At 70.6% G+C, this 16511-nt stretch carries 13 protein-coding genes; 12 read left to right on the top strand and 1 reads right to left on the bottom strand.

Translation table 11 applies throughout. The features are described 5' to 3' along the window. The first annotated feature begins 288 nt into the window (after positions 1-288). From C1N74_RS15815 to C1N74_RS15770, 10 genes are all read left to right on the top strand, one after another. Positions 289-1338: a LacI family DNA-binding transcriptional regulator gene (locus C1N74_RS15815; protein ID WP_137750900.1), complete on the top strand. Its 1050-nt coding sequence runs from the start codon at positions 289-291 to the stop codon at positions 1336-1338. Further along, positions 1335-2279 carry a carbohydrate ABC transporter permease gene (locus tag C1N74_RS15810; RefSeq protein WP_023953486.1) on the top strand — a complete coding sequence of 315 codons (945 nt, stop codon included), beginning with the start codon at positions 1335-1337 and terminating at the stop codon, positions 2277-2279. The genes C1N74_RS15815 and C1N74_RS15810 overlap by 4 nt, the downstream gene beginning before the upstream one ends. Beyond that, positions 2276-3115: a carbohydrate ABC transporter permease gene (locus C1N74_RS15805; RefSeq protein WP_023953487.1), complete on the top strand. Its 840-nt coding sequence runs from the start codon at positions 2276-2278 to the stop codon at positions 3113-3115. Before C1N74_RS15810 ends, C1N74_RS15805 begins: the two co-directional genes overlap by 4 nt. 43 nt (positions 3116-3158) lie before the next feature. Continuing rightward, a complete protein-coding gene (locus C1N74_RS15800) occupies positions 3159-4448 on the top strand; it encodes an ABC transporter substrate-binding protein (protein WP_137750899.1) in 1290 nt (429 codons plus the stop codon). 67 nt (positions 4449-4515) lie between these two features. Continuing rightward, a complete protein-coding gene (locus C1N74_RS15795; RefSeq protein ID WP_137750898.1) occupies positions 4516-5685 on the top strand; it encodes an ADP-ribosylglycohydrolase family protein in 1170 nt (389 codons plus the stop codon). After that, entirely contained in the window at positions 5682-7052 is a 1371-nt protein-coding gene (locus C1N74_RS15790) for an ADP-ribosylglycohydrolase family protein (protein WP_137750897.1), read from the top strand. Before C1N74_RS15795 ends, C1N74_RS15790 begins: the two co-directional genes overlap by 4 nt. After that, complete coding sequence (locus tag C1N74_RS15785; RefSeq protein WP_137750896.1) at positions 7049-7981, top strand: ribokinase; 933 nt, start codon at positions 7049-7051, stop codon at positions 7979-7981. The genes C1N74_RS15790 and C1N74_RS15785 overlap by 4 nt, the downstream gene beginning before the upstream one ends. Continuing rightward, positions 7978-9933, top strand: a complete 1956-nt coding sequence (locus tag C1N74_RS15780; protein WP_137750895.1) for an SUMF1/EgtB/PvdO family nonheme iron enzyme — start codon at positions 7978-7980, stop codon at positions 9931-9933. The genes C1N74_RS15785 and C1N74_RS15780 overlap by 4 nt, the downstream gene beginning before the upstream one ends. Then, positions 9930-11117 (top strand): CaiB/BaiF CoA-transferase family protein, encoded by a 1188-nt coding sequence (locus tag C1N74_RS15775; RefSeq protein ID WP_181405558.1) that lies wholly within the window; start codon positions 9930-9932, stop codon positions 11115-11117. The genes C1N74_RS15780 and C1N74_RS15775 overlap by 4 nt, the downstream gene beginning before the upstream one ends. Next, positions 11114-11956, top strand: coding sequence for a CoA ester lyase (locus C1N74_RS15770; protein WP_137750894.1), 843 nt, complete (start codon positions 11114-11116; stop codon positions 11954-11956). The genes C1N74_RS15775 and C1N74_RS15770 overlap by 4 nt, the downstream gene beginning before the upstream one ends. 105 nt (positions 11957-12061) lie before the next feature. Here the strand turns inward: C1N74_RS15770 and C1N74_RS15765 are convergent, their stop codons facing one another. After that, entirely contained in the window at positions 12062-13054 is a 993-nt protein-coding gene (locus C1N74_RS15765) for a LacI family DNA-binding transcriptional regulator (protein WP_071918861.1), read from the bottom strand. 133 nt (positions 13055-13187) lie between these two features. On the opposite strand from C1N74_RS15765, the gene C1N74_RS15760 reads away from it, so the two are divergent. Both C1N74_RS15760 and C1N74_RS15755 read left to right on the top strand, forming a co-directional pair. Further along, positions 13188-15071 carry a glycoside hydrolase family 2 protein gene (locus C1N74_RS15760; protein WP_137750893.1) on the top strand — a complete coding sequence of 628 codons (1884 nt, stop codon included), beginning with the start codon at positions 13188-13190 and terminating at the stop codon, positions 15069-15071. 71 nt (positions 15072-15142) lie between these two features. Continuing rightward, positions 15143-16453, top strand: a complete 1311-nt coding sequence (locus C1N74_RS15755) for an ABC transporter substrate-binding protein (protein ID WP_023953503.1) — start codon at positions 15143-15145, stop codon at positions 16451-16453. Positions 16454-16511: the final 58 nt, after the last annotated feature.

Raw genomic sequence — 16511 nt, 5'->3', positions numbered from 1 at the left:
GTCTCCGGGCTGTTCGCATTCCCGTGCCCCCGTTCTGCCCCGCGATCCGAGCCCGCCGCGACCTCAGGCTCGGATCCCGGGGGTCTGATGGTCCGGGTGACCCCCCCGCCGGTCGCGAGGAGGCGCATCCGCACGGTGCGGATCACCTCCGACCGTGCAAATGCGCGCTCTCGCGGCCGCGAGACGAGGGGGTGAAGCGGAGAGCAGGGGTTGACACCGGGCGGGCGGGGGTGAGAACGTTTACAACGTCCAGCGTTGGAAACGTTTACAACCGCTCGAGGGAGAGCCATGGTCCGCGTCACGATCACGCAGGTCGCCGCCCGCGCCGGCGTCTCCGTCGCGAGTGCGTCGCGAGCGCTGAACGGACTCGTCGCGAGTCCCGAGACCGCGGCGAAGGTCCGGGATGCTGCGCGTGAACTCGGCTACGTCGCCGATGCCACGGCGCAATCGCTCAAGCGGGGCCGCACGTTGCAGCTGGGCTTCGCCGTCGCCGACATCGGCAACCCGGTCTACGTCGAGATGATGGCCGCGGTTGAACAGGTGGTCTCCGCATCCGGATACCGCCTGCTGCTGTCGTCGACCGGCACGTCGTCGTCTTCGGTGGATGTCGTCCGCGACCTCGGTCGCGGCTATGTCGACGGGCTGATCCTGTCGCCCCTGCGCGTCACCGATGAGCTGCTCACCGCACTCGCCGCCGCTCCGATCCCGTTCGTCGTCCTCGGCCGGCTGCCCGCCTCGGCCGACTTCGACACCGTGCGCGCCGACTCTCCGACGGCGATGCGGCTCGTCGTCGACCACCTCGTCGCCCACGGGCGTCGCGACATCGCGTTCATCAACGGCCCGACCGACACCACCCCGGGCGTCATGCGCCGCGACGGTTTCATCGCGGCGGTGGACCGGTACGACGACCTGCGGACGCGGCACGTCGACGCCGCCGACTTCACGATCGCCGCGGGCTACGACGCGGCGCTCCCGCTTCTCGACCGGCCCGACCGGCCGACAGCGGTGGTCGCGGCGAACGACCTGATCGGCGTCGGAGTCCTTCGTGCCGCCGAAGACCTCGGCCTGCGGGTCCCGGCCGATCTCGCCGTCACCGGCCTCGACAACACCGAGCTCGCCGAGGTCGTCCGCCCCGGGCTCACGAGCGTCGACCTCGGCGCCAAGGAGCGCGGTCGCGCCGCTGCCGAGATGCTCCTCGCCCGGATCGCCGACGACACCCGGCCGGCCCGCACCGTCACGGTTCCGCCCGCACTGGTCGTGCGCGGGTCGACGTCGGCGTCCGTCCCCGCGGCGCTCCAGCGCCCCGAGCCCATCGATGAGGAGAGGGCACACGGATGACCACGCTCGCAGAGACGAAGACGTCCTCGCGCCCACCCCGCGTCCGGCAGATCGGACCGCGCGCCCGCGCGCAGCGCAAAGAGGCGATCGCCCTCGTCGCCCCCGCGCTCCTGCCGATCATCATCTTCTCGGTCATCCCGCTCGTCAGCGGAGTGCTCCTCGGATTCACGGATGCCACGCTCGCGCGCAACGCCGAGATCTCGTTCATCGGGCTCGACAACTTCATCGAGCTCGCCGGCGACCGTCGGTTCTGGCAGTCGTTCGGCATCGGCATCGTGTGGGCGGGGTCGGTCGCCCTCCTCACCCTGGTGAGCGCGATGGGCCTTGCTCTGCTGCTCAACAGCAACCTGCGGCTGAAGGGCCTGACCCGCGTTCTCGCACTCATCCCCTGGGCGATGCCGCCGGTGGTCATCGCGATCGTCTGGCGGATGATCTACAACCCCAACTCTGGCCCGCTCAACGGCGTGCTCGGCTGGCTCGGCATCCCGGGAGTGAACTGGCTCGGCGACTTCTCGACCGCTCTCCCGGCCGTGATCGTCGTCGGCGTCTGGGCCGGCATCCCGCAGACGACCGTGCTGCTCCTCGCGGGCATGCAGTCGATCGCCCCCGAGCAGCACGAGGCTGCGGCCGTCGACGGCGCGGGAGCCGTCCGCCGGTTCTGGCACGTCACGCTGCCCGCCTTGCGGCCCGTCATCATCGCGGTCACCGCGCTCGACTTCATCTGGCAGTTCAACTCGTTCGGGCTGATCTACGTGCTGACCGAGGGCGGCCCGGGCGGCCGCACGATGATCCCGCCGCTGTTCACCTACCTCGAGGCGTTCCGCAACCGCGAGATCGGGTACGCGTCGGCGATGGGCAACGTCCTCGTCGTCGCGATCCTGGTGATCCTCTCGCTGTACCTGATCAACCAGTTCCGGCAGAACAAGGGGGCCCGCAAGTGACCACCAAGCGCCCCCTGTACGCGACCGTCCTGATGTACCTGGCGCTCGCGGGCTACCTGATCTTCCTGGGCTTTCCGCTGCTGTGGCTGCTGTCGGCGTCGTTCAAGTCGACACGCGAGCTGAACTCGCTCGCGGTGAACCTCATCCCGCAGCAGTGGGATTTCGGCAACTACATCGCCGCGCTCGAGCGGCAGAACCTGATCACCGCGGCCGGCAACTCGGTGCTCGTCTCGATCGTCACGATGATCGTCGCGGTGCTCCTGTCGATGCCGATGGCGTACGCCCTCGCCCGGCTGAAGGGCCGGCTGCGCGCGGCCGGCACGGTGTGGATCCTCGTGAGCCAGGTGTTCCCGACGATCCTCATCATCATCCCGCTGTTCCTCGTGCTGCGGAGCCTGCAGCTGAACGACACCCTCTTCGGCCTCATCCTCGTCTACGTCACCTTCACGATGCCGTTCACGCTCTGGATGCTGCAGGGGTACGTCGCGGCGATCCCACCGGAGCTCGAGGAAGCGGCCGAGATGGACGGCGCCGGCCGGTTCACGATCCTTCGCACCGTGATCCTGCCTCTGCTGATGCCGGGCCTGGTCGCCACGGCGATGTTCACCTTCGTCTCGGCCTGGAACGAGTTCTTCCTCGCGCTCGTGCTCATCCAGAGCCCGGAGCTGTACACGCTGCCCATCGCGCTGCGCTCGTTCCTCGGCGCCGAGGGGCAGACCCAGCTGGGGCCGCTGGCCGCCGGCGCCATCCTCGCCACGATCCCGTCGCTCATCATCTTCGGGATCCTGCAGAAGAAGCTCACCGGCGGCATGCTCGCCGGTGCCGTCAAGGGCTGACCTCCCCGTGACGACGAAACCCGAAAACCAGAAAGGCCACACCATGAGAAGAATCCGCGGCATCGGCGCCGTCGCATTCGTGGGCATCGCAGCCGTCGCGCTCGCAGGATGCCAGCAGGGCAGCGCGAACGACAGCGGGGGAGACGGCGACGTCGTCACCCTCCAGTTCCAGTCGCTCTCGGACCAGCCCGCGACCCAGGCGGCCATCAGCGAGATCGTCGACGCCTGGAACGCCGAGCACGACGACGTCCAGGTCAAGATCATCCAAGCCGGCTGGGACGGCACCTACGACAAGCTGATCACCCAGTTCTCGGGCGGCACCGCGCCCGACATCATCCACTTCGAGGCGAGCTCGATCGTGTCGTTCGCGGCCGACGGCTACCTCGCCGACCTGACCGACCTCATCGACCCCGAGCTGAAGTCGGACATCTCCGACGGCATCTGGGAGTCGGTGACCCACGACGGTCAGATCGTCGCGTACCCCTCGACGCTCCAGTCGTACATGGCGTTCGCGAACGCCGACCTGCTGGCCGAGGCCGGGGTCGAGGTGCCCACGGGCGCCACGATGACCTGGGATCAGCTCCGGGAGATCGCGAGGGCGACGACGACGGCAGACCACTACGGCCTCGGCTGGGGTCTCGGTTCGCCCACCGCGACGATGATGAGCCTGTCGATGGGCTTTGACGGCGGCTACTTCGACGGCGAGGGCGACGACGTGACGATCGAGGTCGGCGACGACGAGCTCGCCGTGCCCGAGCGCATCCACGAGATGGCCTACACCGACCGGTCGATCGACCCGACCTCGCTCACGCAGTCGGGCTCGGACGTGCTCCCGTCGTTCTACGGCGGCAAGGTCGCGTTGACGGTGCAGGGCTCGTTCCAGGCGACGAACATCGCAGCGGACGCTCCCGAGGGCCTCAACTGGGTCGCGCTTCCCCCGCTCGAAGGATCGGCCGGTGCCATCCAGGCCGCGAACCCGCAGACGTACTCGGTGAACATCGACTCGGAGCACGTGGAGGAGTCGGCGGAGTTCCTGAACTTCTTCATGGACGGCGAGAACCTCGCGAAGATCGCCTACGCCGACGCGCTGATCCCCTCGTCGGGTGCCGCCCGCACGCAGGTCGCCGAGCTCGCCGGCGACGACGCTGCCTGGAAGCAGGTGCTCGCGTCGGGCGAGGGCCTGGAAGGTCCGCCGTTCCTGAAGGTGTCGAAGTACACCGAGTGGAAGGACACGATCGCGACTCCGGCGTTCCAGCAGTACCTGGCGGACCAGATCGACCGCGACCAGCTCGCCGCGCAGCTCAGCGACGGCTGGGCCGACGTCGCCGGATGACGATCCGCGGGGGCGGGTCGATCCGATCCGCCCCCGCCTCACACGCTCGAACGAAGAGAGGGACGTAATGGACGTGTTGCACGATCGGGTGGCAGCAGTACTGGCGGGAGCCGCCGTGGGCGATGCGCTCGGCGGTGCGACGGAGGGCTGGACCCCGGAGCAGATCGAGGAGCGGCACGGCGGACGTGTCGAGGGGATCGTCGGTCCCTTCCTGCCCGACTGGCGCACGGCTCGCCCCATCGCGCCGTACCACAAGGGCGACGGACACGTCACAGACGACACCCTCATGACCCACGCGCTCATCGAGGTGTACGCCAAGCAGCGCCGGCACCTCGACGCGTACGACGTGGCGAGCGATCTCGTGCCCCTCATGATGGGCGAGCGGCGCTGGATCCCCGAGCTCGAAGACGAAGCGCTCATCCTGCAACGCGTGTTCCTCGCCGAGAAGTGGCTCGTCATGAAGCTGCACTACGGCCACGCCGACCCCCGTGAGGCGGGCGTCGGCAACGTCGTCAACTGCGGCGCGACGATGTACATGGCCCCCGTCGGCCTCGTGCACATCGGCGACCCGCGCGGCGCGTATGCCGAGGCCATCGACATCACCGGCGCGCACCAATGGTCGTACGGTCGCGAGGCCGCTGGCGTGTTCGCGGCCGCCGTCGCCGCATCCGCCACTCCGGGAGCAACGGTCGACGATGTTCGACGGGCGGTGATGGATGTCGCGCACGACGGCACCGCCGCCGCCATCCGCGCCGTGTTCGAGGCCGTCGACGCCTTCCGCGCCGCCGGCGGATCCGACGATCCGCGCGAGCTCGGTCGCATCGTCCGCGACGCGGTGCGGCCCTTCGACACCGTGGGCGAGGCCTACCGGTCACCGGCCATGGACGCGCGTCTTCCCTCGCGGACGAAGGCGATCGAAGAGCTTCCCGTCGCGCTCGGCTTCGTCGTCGCCCACGACGGCGACCTGCGTGCTGCCGTGCTGGACGCGGTGAACTACGGCCGCGACGCCGACTCGATCGCCACGATGGCGGGCGCGATCTGCGGTGGGCTCCACGGCAGCGCCGCCGTTCCCGAGGAGTGGGTGCGCGAGGTCGTGACCGCGAGCCGCCTCGACCTCGATGGCGTCGTCACCACGATGGTCGAGGTCGTGCGCGACGTCGCCCGTGCCGATGCCGAGCGGGCTGCCGCGCGTGCAGAGTCGCTGACGTCTTTGCTGTCGGTGGGGGCAGAGGCGTGAGACTGACGTGGGCTCAGCCCGAAGACCTGGTGCCGGCGGAACTCGCGGCGCTGCGCGAGCAGGGGGTGCCCGACGACGAGCTGTCGGCGATCGAACGGCGCTGGGCGGATGCCGGCGGAGCGACGGTCCTCGCTCCCTCCGGAGCCAGCGCGACACCGGCATCCGCCGAACTGCGCGCGACGGCCCGTCGCGTGCTCGATGAGTTGCAGGGACTGCAGCGCCCGAGTGCTGACGAACCCGATGAGTGGGAAGCGATCGAAGCACTGCTTCCCGCGCAACCCGAGCCGAGCGCTGACCGCGGCGCCGCGTTCGATCGCGTACACGGCGCGTGGCTGGGCCGGTCGGCGGGGTGCCTGCTCGGCAAGCCGGTCGAGAAGATCCCGCGCGAAGGCATCGAGCAGATCGCACGTGCCACGGGGAACTGGCCGATCAGCGGCTACTTCACCGCGCGCGGCCTGCCCGCCGATGTCGCGGAGCGCTGGCCCTGGAACCGCCGCTCCGCCCCGACCTCGCTCGTCGAGAACATCGCCGGGATGCCCGAGGACGATGACCTGAACTTCCCGCTCCTCGCCCTCGACCTGCTCGAGCGGCACGGCTCCGCGCTGACGACCGATGATGTCGCCGAGGCCTGGCTCGCGGCCCTGCCGGCGGGGCGGGTGTTCACCGCCGAACGCGCTGCGTACCGCAACATCCTCGACGCCCGGCCGGTGCCCGAGACCGCGACCCACCGCAACCCGTTCCGCGAGTGGATCGGCGCCCTCATCCGCGCCGACGTGCACGGGTGGGCGCACCCCGGCGATGTCCGGGCCGCGGCCCACTCGGCGTGGATCGATGCGCGGCTCAGCCACACCCGCAACGGCCTGTACGGCGCCATGTGGGCGGCCGCTCTCTGCGCGGCATCCCTCGTCGCCGACTCGACGGATGCCGTGCTGGATGCCGCCGACACCGTCGTGCCGCCCGCCTCCCGCCTGGCCGCGGCCGTGCGGTTCGGGCGCGAGACCGGCCGAGCGCTCGCCACGGGCGAGCTCACGACGGCGGGTGCGCTCGACGCCCTGCATGGCGAGTTCGCCGGGATGCACTGGGTGCACACGCTGAACAACGCCGCGCTCACCGCCTGTGCGCTGCAGGCCCACGATCGCGACTTCGGTGCCGCCGTCGCTCTCGCCGTCGCCGGCGGCTGGGACACCGACTCGGTCGGCGCCACGGTCGGCTCGGTGCTCGGCGGCCTGCTCGGAGCGGACGGCGTCGGGCCTGCCTGGACCGCGCCGCTGAACGGCAGCATCGCGACCTCGATGCCCGGCGGACCGCAGCGATCGATCCGCGAGCTCGCCGAGCGGACGGTCGCCCTCGCAAGGGGGACGTCATGAGCGTCGTCGTCGTCGGCAGCATCAACCAGGACGTCGTCGCCCGCGTCGCCCGCATCCCCGCTCCCGGCGAGACGCTGCTCGCGTCGTCGCTCGTCCGGACCGGCGGGGGGAAGGGGGCCAATCAGGCCGTCGCCGCCCGGCGCGCCGGGGGCGCGGAGGTCGCCTTCGTGGGGGCGGTGGGAACGGATGCCGCGGGTGAGATGCTGCGCACGGCGCTCGAGACCGATGGCATCGACGTCTCGGGGGTGATCCAGGTCGACGCCGTGACCGGCACCGCCCTCATCTCGGTCGATGCATCGGGCGAGAACGCCATCGTCGTCGCCGCCGGCGCCAACGCCGCACGCGATTCCCTGAGCGACGCGCAACGCGCCGTCGTCGCCTCGGCCTCGGTTCTGCTCACGCAGCTCGAGATTCCGGTGGCTCTGGTACGCGACGCCGCAGCGACCCGGGGCGAGGGAGCCTGGCACGTGCTGAACGCGGCGCCGTCCGCACCCTTCGCTGCCCGCCGCGACGAACTGCTCGCGGCGACCGACGTGCTGGTCGTGAACGAGCACGAGGCCCTCGAGGCGGCGGGCGTCGGAGACCTCGACGAGGCCATCGCCGACCTCGCCCGCACGGTGCGCGGACTCGTCGTCACGCTCGGTTCTCGCGGCTGCCTGGTCGTCTGCGGTGACGAGCGCACCGAGGTGCCGGCCCATGTCGTGACGCCGGTCGACACGACGGGCGCCGGGGACACCTTCTGCGGTGTGCTGGCCGCCGCGCTCGCCGCCTCCGGACGCCGCCCCGACGCCGTCGATCTCGGTCTGCTCGCGGATGCCGCGCGCGCCGGTGCTGCGGCATCCGCCCTTGCCGTCACGCGCCCCGGTGCGCAGGACGCGGTGCCCACAGCCGACGAGGTCGCCGCCTTCCGGAAGGAGAACCGACCGTGAGCGGCGGATTCGATCCCCTGGTCCCGCGCGAGATCGACCACCCGACGCCGGTGCCGCTCGATGCCGACGTGCGCTCGGGCGACGCCGCGGTCGTGCTCGACGACGCGAAGATCTTCGTCGCGCCGACGGATCCGGCCGACCTCGGTGCATGGCGTGCCCAGCTGACGACGTGGCGCGAAGGCGCTCGCGAACGGCACGGCGTGCCGACCCGCTACGAACAGCCCGAGTCCGCGTGGGCGAGCCGGTGCTTCACGGCCGCCCAGGTCTGGCTCTGGGACGAGCTGTTCTTCGACTTCGACGAGCAGCGCTTCACGCCGGAACGCTTCATCGCCGACGCGCAGCGCCGGTTCGGCGGTCTCGACGGGATCGTGCTGTGGCACGCCTACCCCGTCATCGGCATCGACGACCGCAACCAGTGGGACTTCTACGCCGTGCCGGGGCTCGTCGAAGCCGCCGAGGCGCTGCGCGCCGCCGGTGTGGCCGTGTTCGTCGACTACAACCCGTGGGACGTCGGCACGCGGCGCTCGGGAGGCGACGCCGCGGAGCTCGCCGCGACGGTGCGGCGCCTCGGCGCAGACGGCGTCTTCCTCGACACGCTGCGGAAGGCCGACCCCGATCTCGTCGCGGCCCTGGATGCTGCGCGCCCGGGCATCGGCTTGGAGGGCGAGTCGAAGCTCGCGACCGAGCGCATCGCCGACCACACCCTGTCGTGGGCGCAGTGGTTCGCCGACTCGGAGGCGCCCGGCGTGCTGCGCGCCCGGTGGTTCGAGCGCCGACACATGCAGCACCACATCCGCCGGTGGCACCGCGACCACGCAGAAGAGCTGCGCTCGGCATGGCTCAACGGCGTCGGCGTGATGGTGTGGGAGGTCGTCTTCGGCGTCTGGGTCGGCTGGAGCGACCGCGACGCCGCGACCCTTCGGCGGATGCTGCCCGTGCAGCGCGGCATGCACCGCTGGCTGGTCGAGGGGGAGTGGACGCCTCTTGCCGTGCACGACGCGCCGGTATTCGGGTCGGCGTTCGAGCTCGACGGGGTGACGCTGCTGTGCCTCGTCAACACGTCGGGCGCCGACGTCGAGTTCGAGCTCGAGTCGGGGGGCCGGTGGGTGCCGCTGCACGAGCCCGGCGATCGGGTGTTGTCGGTGACGGTGCCGGCCGGTGGCGTCGCCGCCGCGGTGCGATTGGCTGAGGATGCCGCGGGTAGCCGTGTGCCGCCGGTCGTCGCGGAGGTGAAGGCCGCGCTGCGCGATGAGCCGCCGGTGGCGGACGGGTCGTTCCCGCACCGCCGAGCTCGGCGCCTCACCGCTCCGGCGTGGGCCGGGCCGATGCGCGACACCGGCGTGCGGGATGAGGTCCAGACGGTGACGGTGACGCCCGGAACGCACCTGCTCACGGTGCGGTTCCGTGCGCGCGAGACCGGGATGTACGAGGGCGCACCCTACGTCGACGAGTGGAAGCCGCTGCCGCCCCGCCTGCACGATCAGCGGACGCTCGAACGCGTCGTCGAGGTGCGGCATCCCGTGCGCGTCGGGGCGGCCGAGGTGACCGAGGCCGAGTACGCGCGGTTCCTCGACGCGATCGGCGAAGACGCGGAGGCCCGTGACCCCGAGCGTCCGGCGACGCGGGTGACCTTCGCGCGGGCCCGGGAGTACGCGGCATGGGTCGGCGGACGTCTCCCCACCGAGGACGAGTGGCAGCTCGCGGCATCCGATCCGTCGTTCCGGCGGCGCACGCCGGAGGTATGGAACTGGACGGAGTCGGAGCACTCCGACGGCCGCACCCGCTTCGTCATGCTCAAGGGCGGCACCGCCCACCGCAGCGAGGGCTCGGACTGGTACTTCGACGGCGGCGTGCAGACGCCGGAGTTCTCGGCCAAGCTTCTCCTGCCGGGACTCGGCCAGGACGCGTCGCCCTCGATCGGATTCCGCGTCTGCTGGGAGGACCGCTCGTGACCCCGCTCGACGGACTGCGCGTCATCGACGCCTCGACCCTCTTCGCCGGCCCGATGGCGGCGATGCACCTCGGCGATATGGGAGCCGAGGTCGTCAAGGTCGAGCATCCGACCAAGCCCGACCCGGCACGTGGTCACGGTCCGAGCAAGGACGGCCAGAACCTGTGGTGGAAGACGCTCGGCCGCAACAAACGGACCGTCGCGATCGACCTGCACACCGCCGACGGGCGCGAGGCGTTCCTGCGCCTGGCCCGCACCGCGGACGTCGTCGTCGAGAACTTCCGCCCCGGAACCCTCGAACGCTGGGGACTCGGGTACGACGAGCTGTCTGCCGAGAACCCGGGCCTCGTACTCGCCCGCGTCACCGGATTCGGGCAGATCGGGCCGTACCGCAGTCGCCCCGGATTCGGCACGCTCGCCGAGGCGATGAGCGGGTTCGCCGCCGCGACGGGCGAGCCCGACGGGCCGCCGACCCTTCCGCCGTTCGGCCTCGCCGACGGCATCGCCTCGCTCGCGACCGCCTACGCGATCATGACCGCGCTGCACGCCCGCGACCGCGACGGCCGCGGGCAGGTGGTGGATGTCGCGATCATCGAGCCGATCCTCGCGATGCTCGGCCCGCAGATCACGCGCTGGGATCAGCTCGCGACCGTGCAGGCCCGCACCGGCAATCGATCGGCGAACAACGCGCCGCGCAACACGTATCGCACGGCCGACGGTTCGTGGGTCGCCGTGTCGACGAGCGCGCAGTCGATCGCCGAGCGGGTCATGACCCTCGTCGGCCGCCCCGACCTCGCCGCCGAGCCGTGGTTCGCGAGCGGGTCGAGCCGGGCGCAGCATGCCGACCAGCTCGACGAGGCCGTCGGCAGCTGGATCGCCCAGCGCACGCGCGACGAGGTGATCGAGGCGTTCGAAGCGGCGCAGGCCGCGGTCGCCCCGGTGTACGACCCCTCCGACATCGTCGCGGACCCGCAGTTCCGGGCGCTCGGCACGGTCCACCGCATCCACGACCCCGACCTCGGCGACATGGCCATGCAGGGGCCGCTGTTCCGGATGTCGCGCGACGAGCCGACGATCGCGTTCACCGGCCGGGCTCACGGCGCCGACACCGCCGAGGTGCTCGCTTCGCTCGGCTACACCGACGACGACATCGCCCGCATGCGTGCCGAGGGATCGGTCGCATGACCCGCCCGATCGTGGTCGCGCTGTATGCGCCCGCCGACCGCCCCGAGCGCTTCGAGAAGGCGCTGGATGCGGGAGCGGATGCCGTCATCGTCGACCTCGAGGACGCCGTCGCGCCCTCGCGCAAGGTGCGGGCGCGGGCGTCGCTCGCCGAGTTCGCCGAGGCGTGGGCGTCGCTCGGGGCTGCCGCGCCGGCGGTGCAGGTCAGGGTGAACGCTCGGGGCGCACGGACGCACGACGAGGACGTCGCTGCTGTCGCGGATCTGCCCGCGGCCTTCGGCATCCGTCTTCCGAAGACGCAGTCGGCGGATGACGTCGCGGCGGTCCGAGCCGCCGCACCCAGGCGCGAGATCCATGCCCTGCTCGAGTCGGCGCTCGCGATCGAGCGGGCGTTCGAGATCGCGCAGGCCGGGGTCGCGTCGGTCGCGGTGGGCGAGGCCGACCTGCGCGCGGAGATCGGCGTGCCCGCCGGGCGTGAGGGGGAGCCCGGGCTCGCGTGGTCGCGCGCGCGGGTCGTGAACGCCGTGGCGGCGGCCGGTCTGCCGCTGCCGCTCATGGCGGTGTGGGCGGACGTCGCCGACCTCGAGGGCCTGGAGGCGAGCTGCCGGGTCGGTCGTGCGCTCGGCTACGCGGGGCGGACGGCCATCCATCCGCGGCAGATCGAGGTGATCCGGCGGGTCTTCACCCCCGGTCCGGACGAGGTCGAGCGAGCGCAGCGTATCGTCGAGCGGGTGCGCACGGCGGCCGCCGACGGGACGGGCGCGTTCGTGCTCGACGACGGCACCTTCATCGACATCGCGATGGTGAAGGCCGCCCAGCGCACCCTCGACGCCGCGCCCTGACCCTCGCTGCATCCGCCGGGCCCCCTGCATCCTTCGCATGCGAGGTCCCGGTTGGGCCGGTTACCGAGCCGGAATTCCCGGCCGAAGTGGGACCTCGGTGGGGGATCAGCGGGTGATCACGCGGTACGGCACTTGATGGTGCACGCCGGCCTGCGTGGTCGCGTCGCTCAGGATGTCGAGGATCGACGCCGCCGCCTGCTCGACACCGTGGTCGACGGTCGAGAACGCGGGGATGTGGAAGCGCCCCTCTTCGATGTCGTCGAAGCCCATGACCTGCACGCGGTCCGGCACGGAGATGCCGTGGGTGCCGAGGGTGTACAGCGCGCCGAGGGCGAGGCTGTCGCTGAAGCAGAACAACGCATCGACATCGGTTCCGCTCGCGAGAAGGCGTGCGACTGCCGTCGACCCTTCGGCGCGGTTGAACTGATCGACCGAGGCGTACAGCGCCGGGTCGTCGGCGATGCCCGCTGCGGCCAGCGCTCGCCGGTACCCCTCGAATCGGAGTCGAGAGGTGGCAGTGGGCCCGGCTTCCTGCACGCCTACCGCGGCGATGCGACGTCGCCCCTGCTCGATGAGCTGCGTGGTGGCTGCTGCCGCCGCCGAGACGTTGTCGATGCCGACGTGATGCACCGAAGGGTTCACGAGCTCTTCGGCCTGCTCTCCGATCAGCACGAGCGGAGGAACGCTCGGCCGGTCGCGCACATCGTCGGCGGTCAGGGCTAGCGGACTCATCACGATCCCGTCGAGCGCGGGGAAGCCCTCGCCGGCCATCATCGCCAGCTCCGCGGCACGGGCGCCGCCCGTCTGCGCGATGAGAACCGTCAATGACCGGGTCTGCGCGGTGGTGACGAACTGCGACGCGAACTCGGCGAAGTAGGGCTCTCGCAGATCGGGGAGGACGAGCGCGATCAGTCCGCTGCGCCCGTTCCGCAGTTGCCGTGCGGCGAGGTTCGGTCGGTACCCCAGCTCGTCGATCGCAGCGAGGATGCGCCGTCGCATCTCGTCGCCGACCCATCCCGTTCCGTTCACGACGTTGGAGACGGACTTCGCGCTCACGCCGACACGAGCGGCGACGTCGGCGAGTGTGACGCGGGTCATGCAGGCTCCTGTCGAGCAGTTCCTAGGGTCGCTGTTGACTCTAGTTCAGCGTGGAACTATCGTGTAGTTCAACGTGGAACGGAAAGCGGTTTCCATCCCGTCTGCGGGCGGGTCAGCGACAACGCCGGCATCGATGCCGGCAGAGGGAGTCAATGCAGTGGAGCAGGATGCCGGTCGAGAGCCCGACACGGTGCGTGCGAGCACGCTCGAACCGGCGCGGCCGCGTCCGCAGCTCGTGCGCGACTCGTTCCTCCTGCTCGACGGGGAGTGGGGGTTCGCTCACGACGATGACGACCGAGGCGTCGCCGAGCGGTGGTTCGACGGCCGTGACCTGGCCGGCGGCATCCTCGTGCCTTTCCCGCCCGAGTCGCCGGCCTCGGGCGTCGGCGAGACGGGGTTCCATCCGATCGTCTGGTACCGCCGGACGCTGACCGACGCCGACCTCGCCGCCGCCGGACACCGGTCGGAGCAGCGTGCGATCGTGCGCTTCGGTGCCGTCGACTATCGGGCCACCGTCTGGGTGGACGGGCAGATGGTCGGCAGCCACGAGGGCGGCCACACCCCCTTCGCCGTCGACATCACCGACGCGCTCGACGGTGACGCTCGCGAGCATGTCATCGTCGTGCGCGCCGAGGACGACCCGCACGACCTCGCGCAGCCTCGAGGGAAGCAGGACTGGGAGGAACAGCCCCACTCGATCTGGTACCACCGCACGACGGGGATCTGGCAGTCGGTGTGGCTCGAGTCCGTCGCGCCGCAGCACATCACCGCGCTCAACTGGACCAACGACCTCACCGACGGCACGGTGACCCTCGAGCTCCGACTGAGCCGGCCTGCCTGTGCGAGCGCGAGCGTCCGCATCGCGCACGAAGGTCGGGAGCTCGCCGCCGCGACCATGCGGACGAGCGGCACGAGGGCGACGTTGACGATCGCCCTGGACGGACAGCGAAACGGTCAGAACTACGAACGCCTGCTCTGGAGCCCAGACCGGCCCACCCTGCTCGACGCCTGGATCGAACTGACGGATGACGGTGGCCGAACGGATGCCGTCGCGAGCTACCTCGGTCTGCGCAGCGTCTCCTGGAGCGACGGCGCGCTGCTGCTCAACGACCGCCCGGTGACGCTGCGGTCGGTTCTCAGTCAGGGGTACTGGCCCGAGTCTCACCTCGCGGCCCCCTCGCCCGACGCACTGCGACGCGAGGCCGAGTTGATCGCCGAGCTCGGCTTCAACTCGGTGCGCGTGCACCAGAAGGTCGAGGACGACCGGTTCCTGTACTGGGCGGACCGGCTCGGACTCCTGGTGTGGGGCGAGATGGCCGCGACGTACACGTTCGACGAGCGAGCCGTGCAGCGGACGACCGCGGAGTGGACGGAAGCCGTGCTCCGCGACCGGGCGCACCCCAGCATCATCACGTGGGTGCCGCTCAACGAGAGCTGGGGCGTGCAGCACATCGCCTCGCGCTCGGATCAGCGGGCTTTCGCCGAAGCGCTGTTCCACCTGACGAAGGCGCTCGACCCCACCAGGCCCGTCATCTCCAACGACGGGTGGGAGCTCGGTACCTCCGACCTGTGGACCCTGCACGACTACGAGGCGGACGGCGGCATCCTCGCCCGCCGCTACGACGTCGACGCGGTCGAGCTGCGCAAGCTTGTCTCGGGCATCGGCCCGGCCGGTCGCCGCGTGCGTCTGCCCGGAACGGCCGACAGCGGACAGCCGGTCATGCTGACCGAGTTCGGCGGGGTGAAGTGGGCGGCTGATGCGAGCCCGGATGATTCCTGGGGCTACTCCGAAGCGCGCGGCGCCGAGGAGTACGGCCGGATGGTCGCGGCGATCCTCCGCGCGGTGCAGTCGGGCACGCGAGGCTTCGCCGGCCGACCCGACGGGCTCGCCGGCTGGTGCTGGACGCAGCTCACCGACACCATGCAGGAGCGGAACGGCCTGCTCACCGAAGCCCGGGAACCCAAGCTGCCCGTCGAGACGATCCGCTCACTCGTCCAGGGAACCGACACCGACTGACCTCGGCCGGCTCTCGACCGGCCACCGCCATCGACACCCCCGGGCCCATGCCCGCTCAATGAGGAGGAACCATGATCAAGAGACTGCCCGCATCGCTCGCCTTCGTCGGAGCCGCAGCACTTCTGCTCGCCGGCTGCGGCACGGGAAGCGGCTCGAACGCCGCCCCCGAGGAGATCACCTTCGACGACCAGACCGCAGCGAAGATCAGCTTCTCGTGGTGGGGGAACGAAGACCGTGCCGCCCGCTTCGAAGAGGTCGTGGCGCTCTTCAACGAGCAGTACCCGAACGTCGAGGTGGTGCGCAACTTCAACGCCTGGGGCGACTACTGGACTGCGCGCAACACCGAGGCGGCGGGAAAGTCGCTTCCCGACGTGGTGATGATGGATGCCGGCTACCTCGGCGAATACGCCAGCAAGGGTCTGCTCGCCGATCTCTCGCCCTACCGCGACTCACTGCTCCCGCTCGACGGCGTCAACGATCAGGTGCTGGGATCGGGAACGGTCGACGACGAACTCGTCGGCGTCCCGCTGGGCACGAACGCCTGGTCGATGATGTACAACAAGGACATCCTCGACTCGTTCGGCATCGACTATCCCACCGACGACATGACCTGGGACGAGTTCAACGACTTCGTCCTCGAGGTCAACGCGGCGGGAGCGTCATCCGAACCCCGGATCTACGGGGCGGAGGACTACACGGGCGGCCTCCCGAACTTCATCTACCACCTCATGCAGGACGGCAACCCGGTCTTCGAGGAGAACGGTGCGCCCGCGTTCGACGAGAACGATGTGATCGAGTACCTCGACTCTGCCGCCGACCTCCGCGACGACGGCGACTTCTACCCCGTCGAGCGCAGCGTCGCCCTCTCGCCCAGCGGGGGCTTCCTCGCCGGTGAGACGGCGATCTGGTTCAACTTCTCGACGACGGTGCTGCAGGGCATGACGGATGCCGGCACCGAGAACATCGGCATGGTGCAGCCGCCGCTCGAGAAGGGCCAGGACGAGCATGTGCTCGCGCCCAAGCCGAGCATGCTGCTGAGCGTGGCGAAGAACTCCGACCAGCAGCAGGCCGCTGCTGCCTTCGTGAACTTCCTCACCACCTCGCCCGAGGTCGCGACGATCTTCGGTACGTCGCTCGGCACACCGCCCACGGAGGCTGGACGTGATGCGATCGATCAGACCGCAGCCGACACCGTCAACCTCGACTACCTCGCATCCATCGACGATGAGCTGACGGCGAGCTACCCGATCCTCCCCGCGGGCTACGGCACCATCGAGGCCAAGTGGGGAGAGCTGCACGAGCAGCTGAGGTACGGCGACCTGACCACGAAGCAGTTCGCGCAGGAGCTGTTCTCGGAGATCTCGTTGGTGCTCGGCTCCTGACCGCTCCGCACGACCCTGCCGTACGGCCGAGACGCCGGTTCGCAGGAGAAAGGAACAA

Source organism: Microbacterium sp. SGAir0570 (assembly GCF_005491085.2).
In the GTDB taxonomy this organism is placed as follows: Bacteria; Actinomycetota; Actinomycetes; order Actinomycetales; family Microbacteriaceae; genus Microbacterium; species Microbacterium arborescens.
The sequence above is the reverse complement of the archived record's forward strand: the minus strand, read 5'-3'. Positions and strand labels throughout refer to the sequence as shown.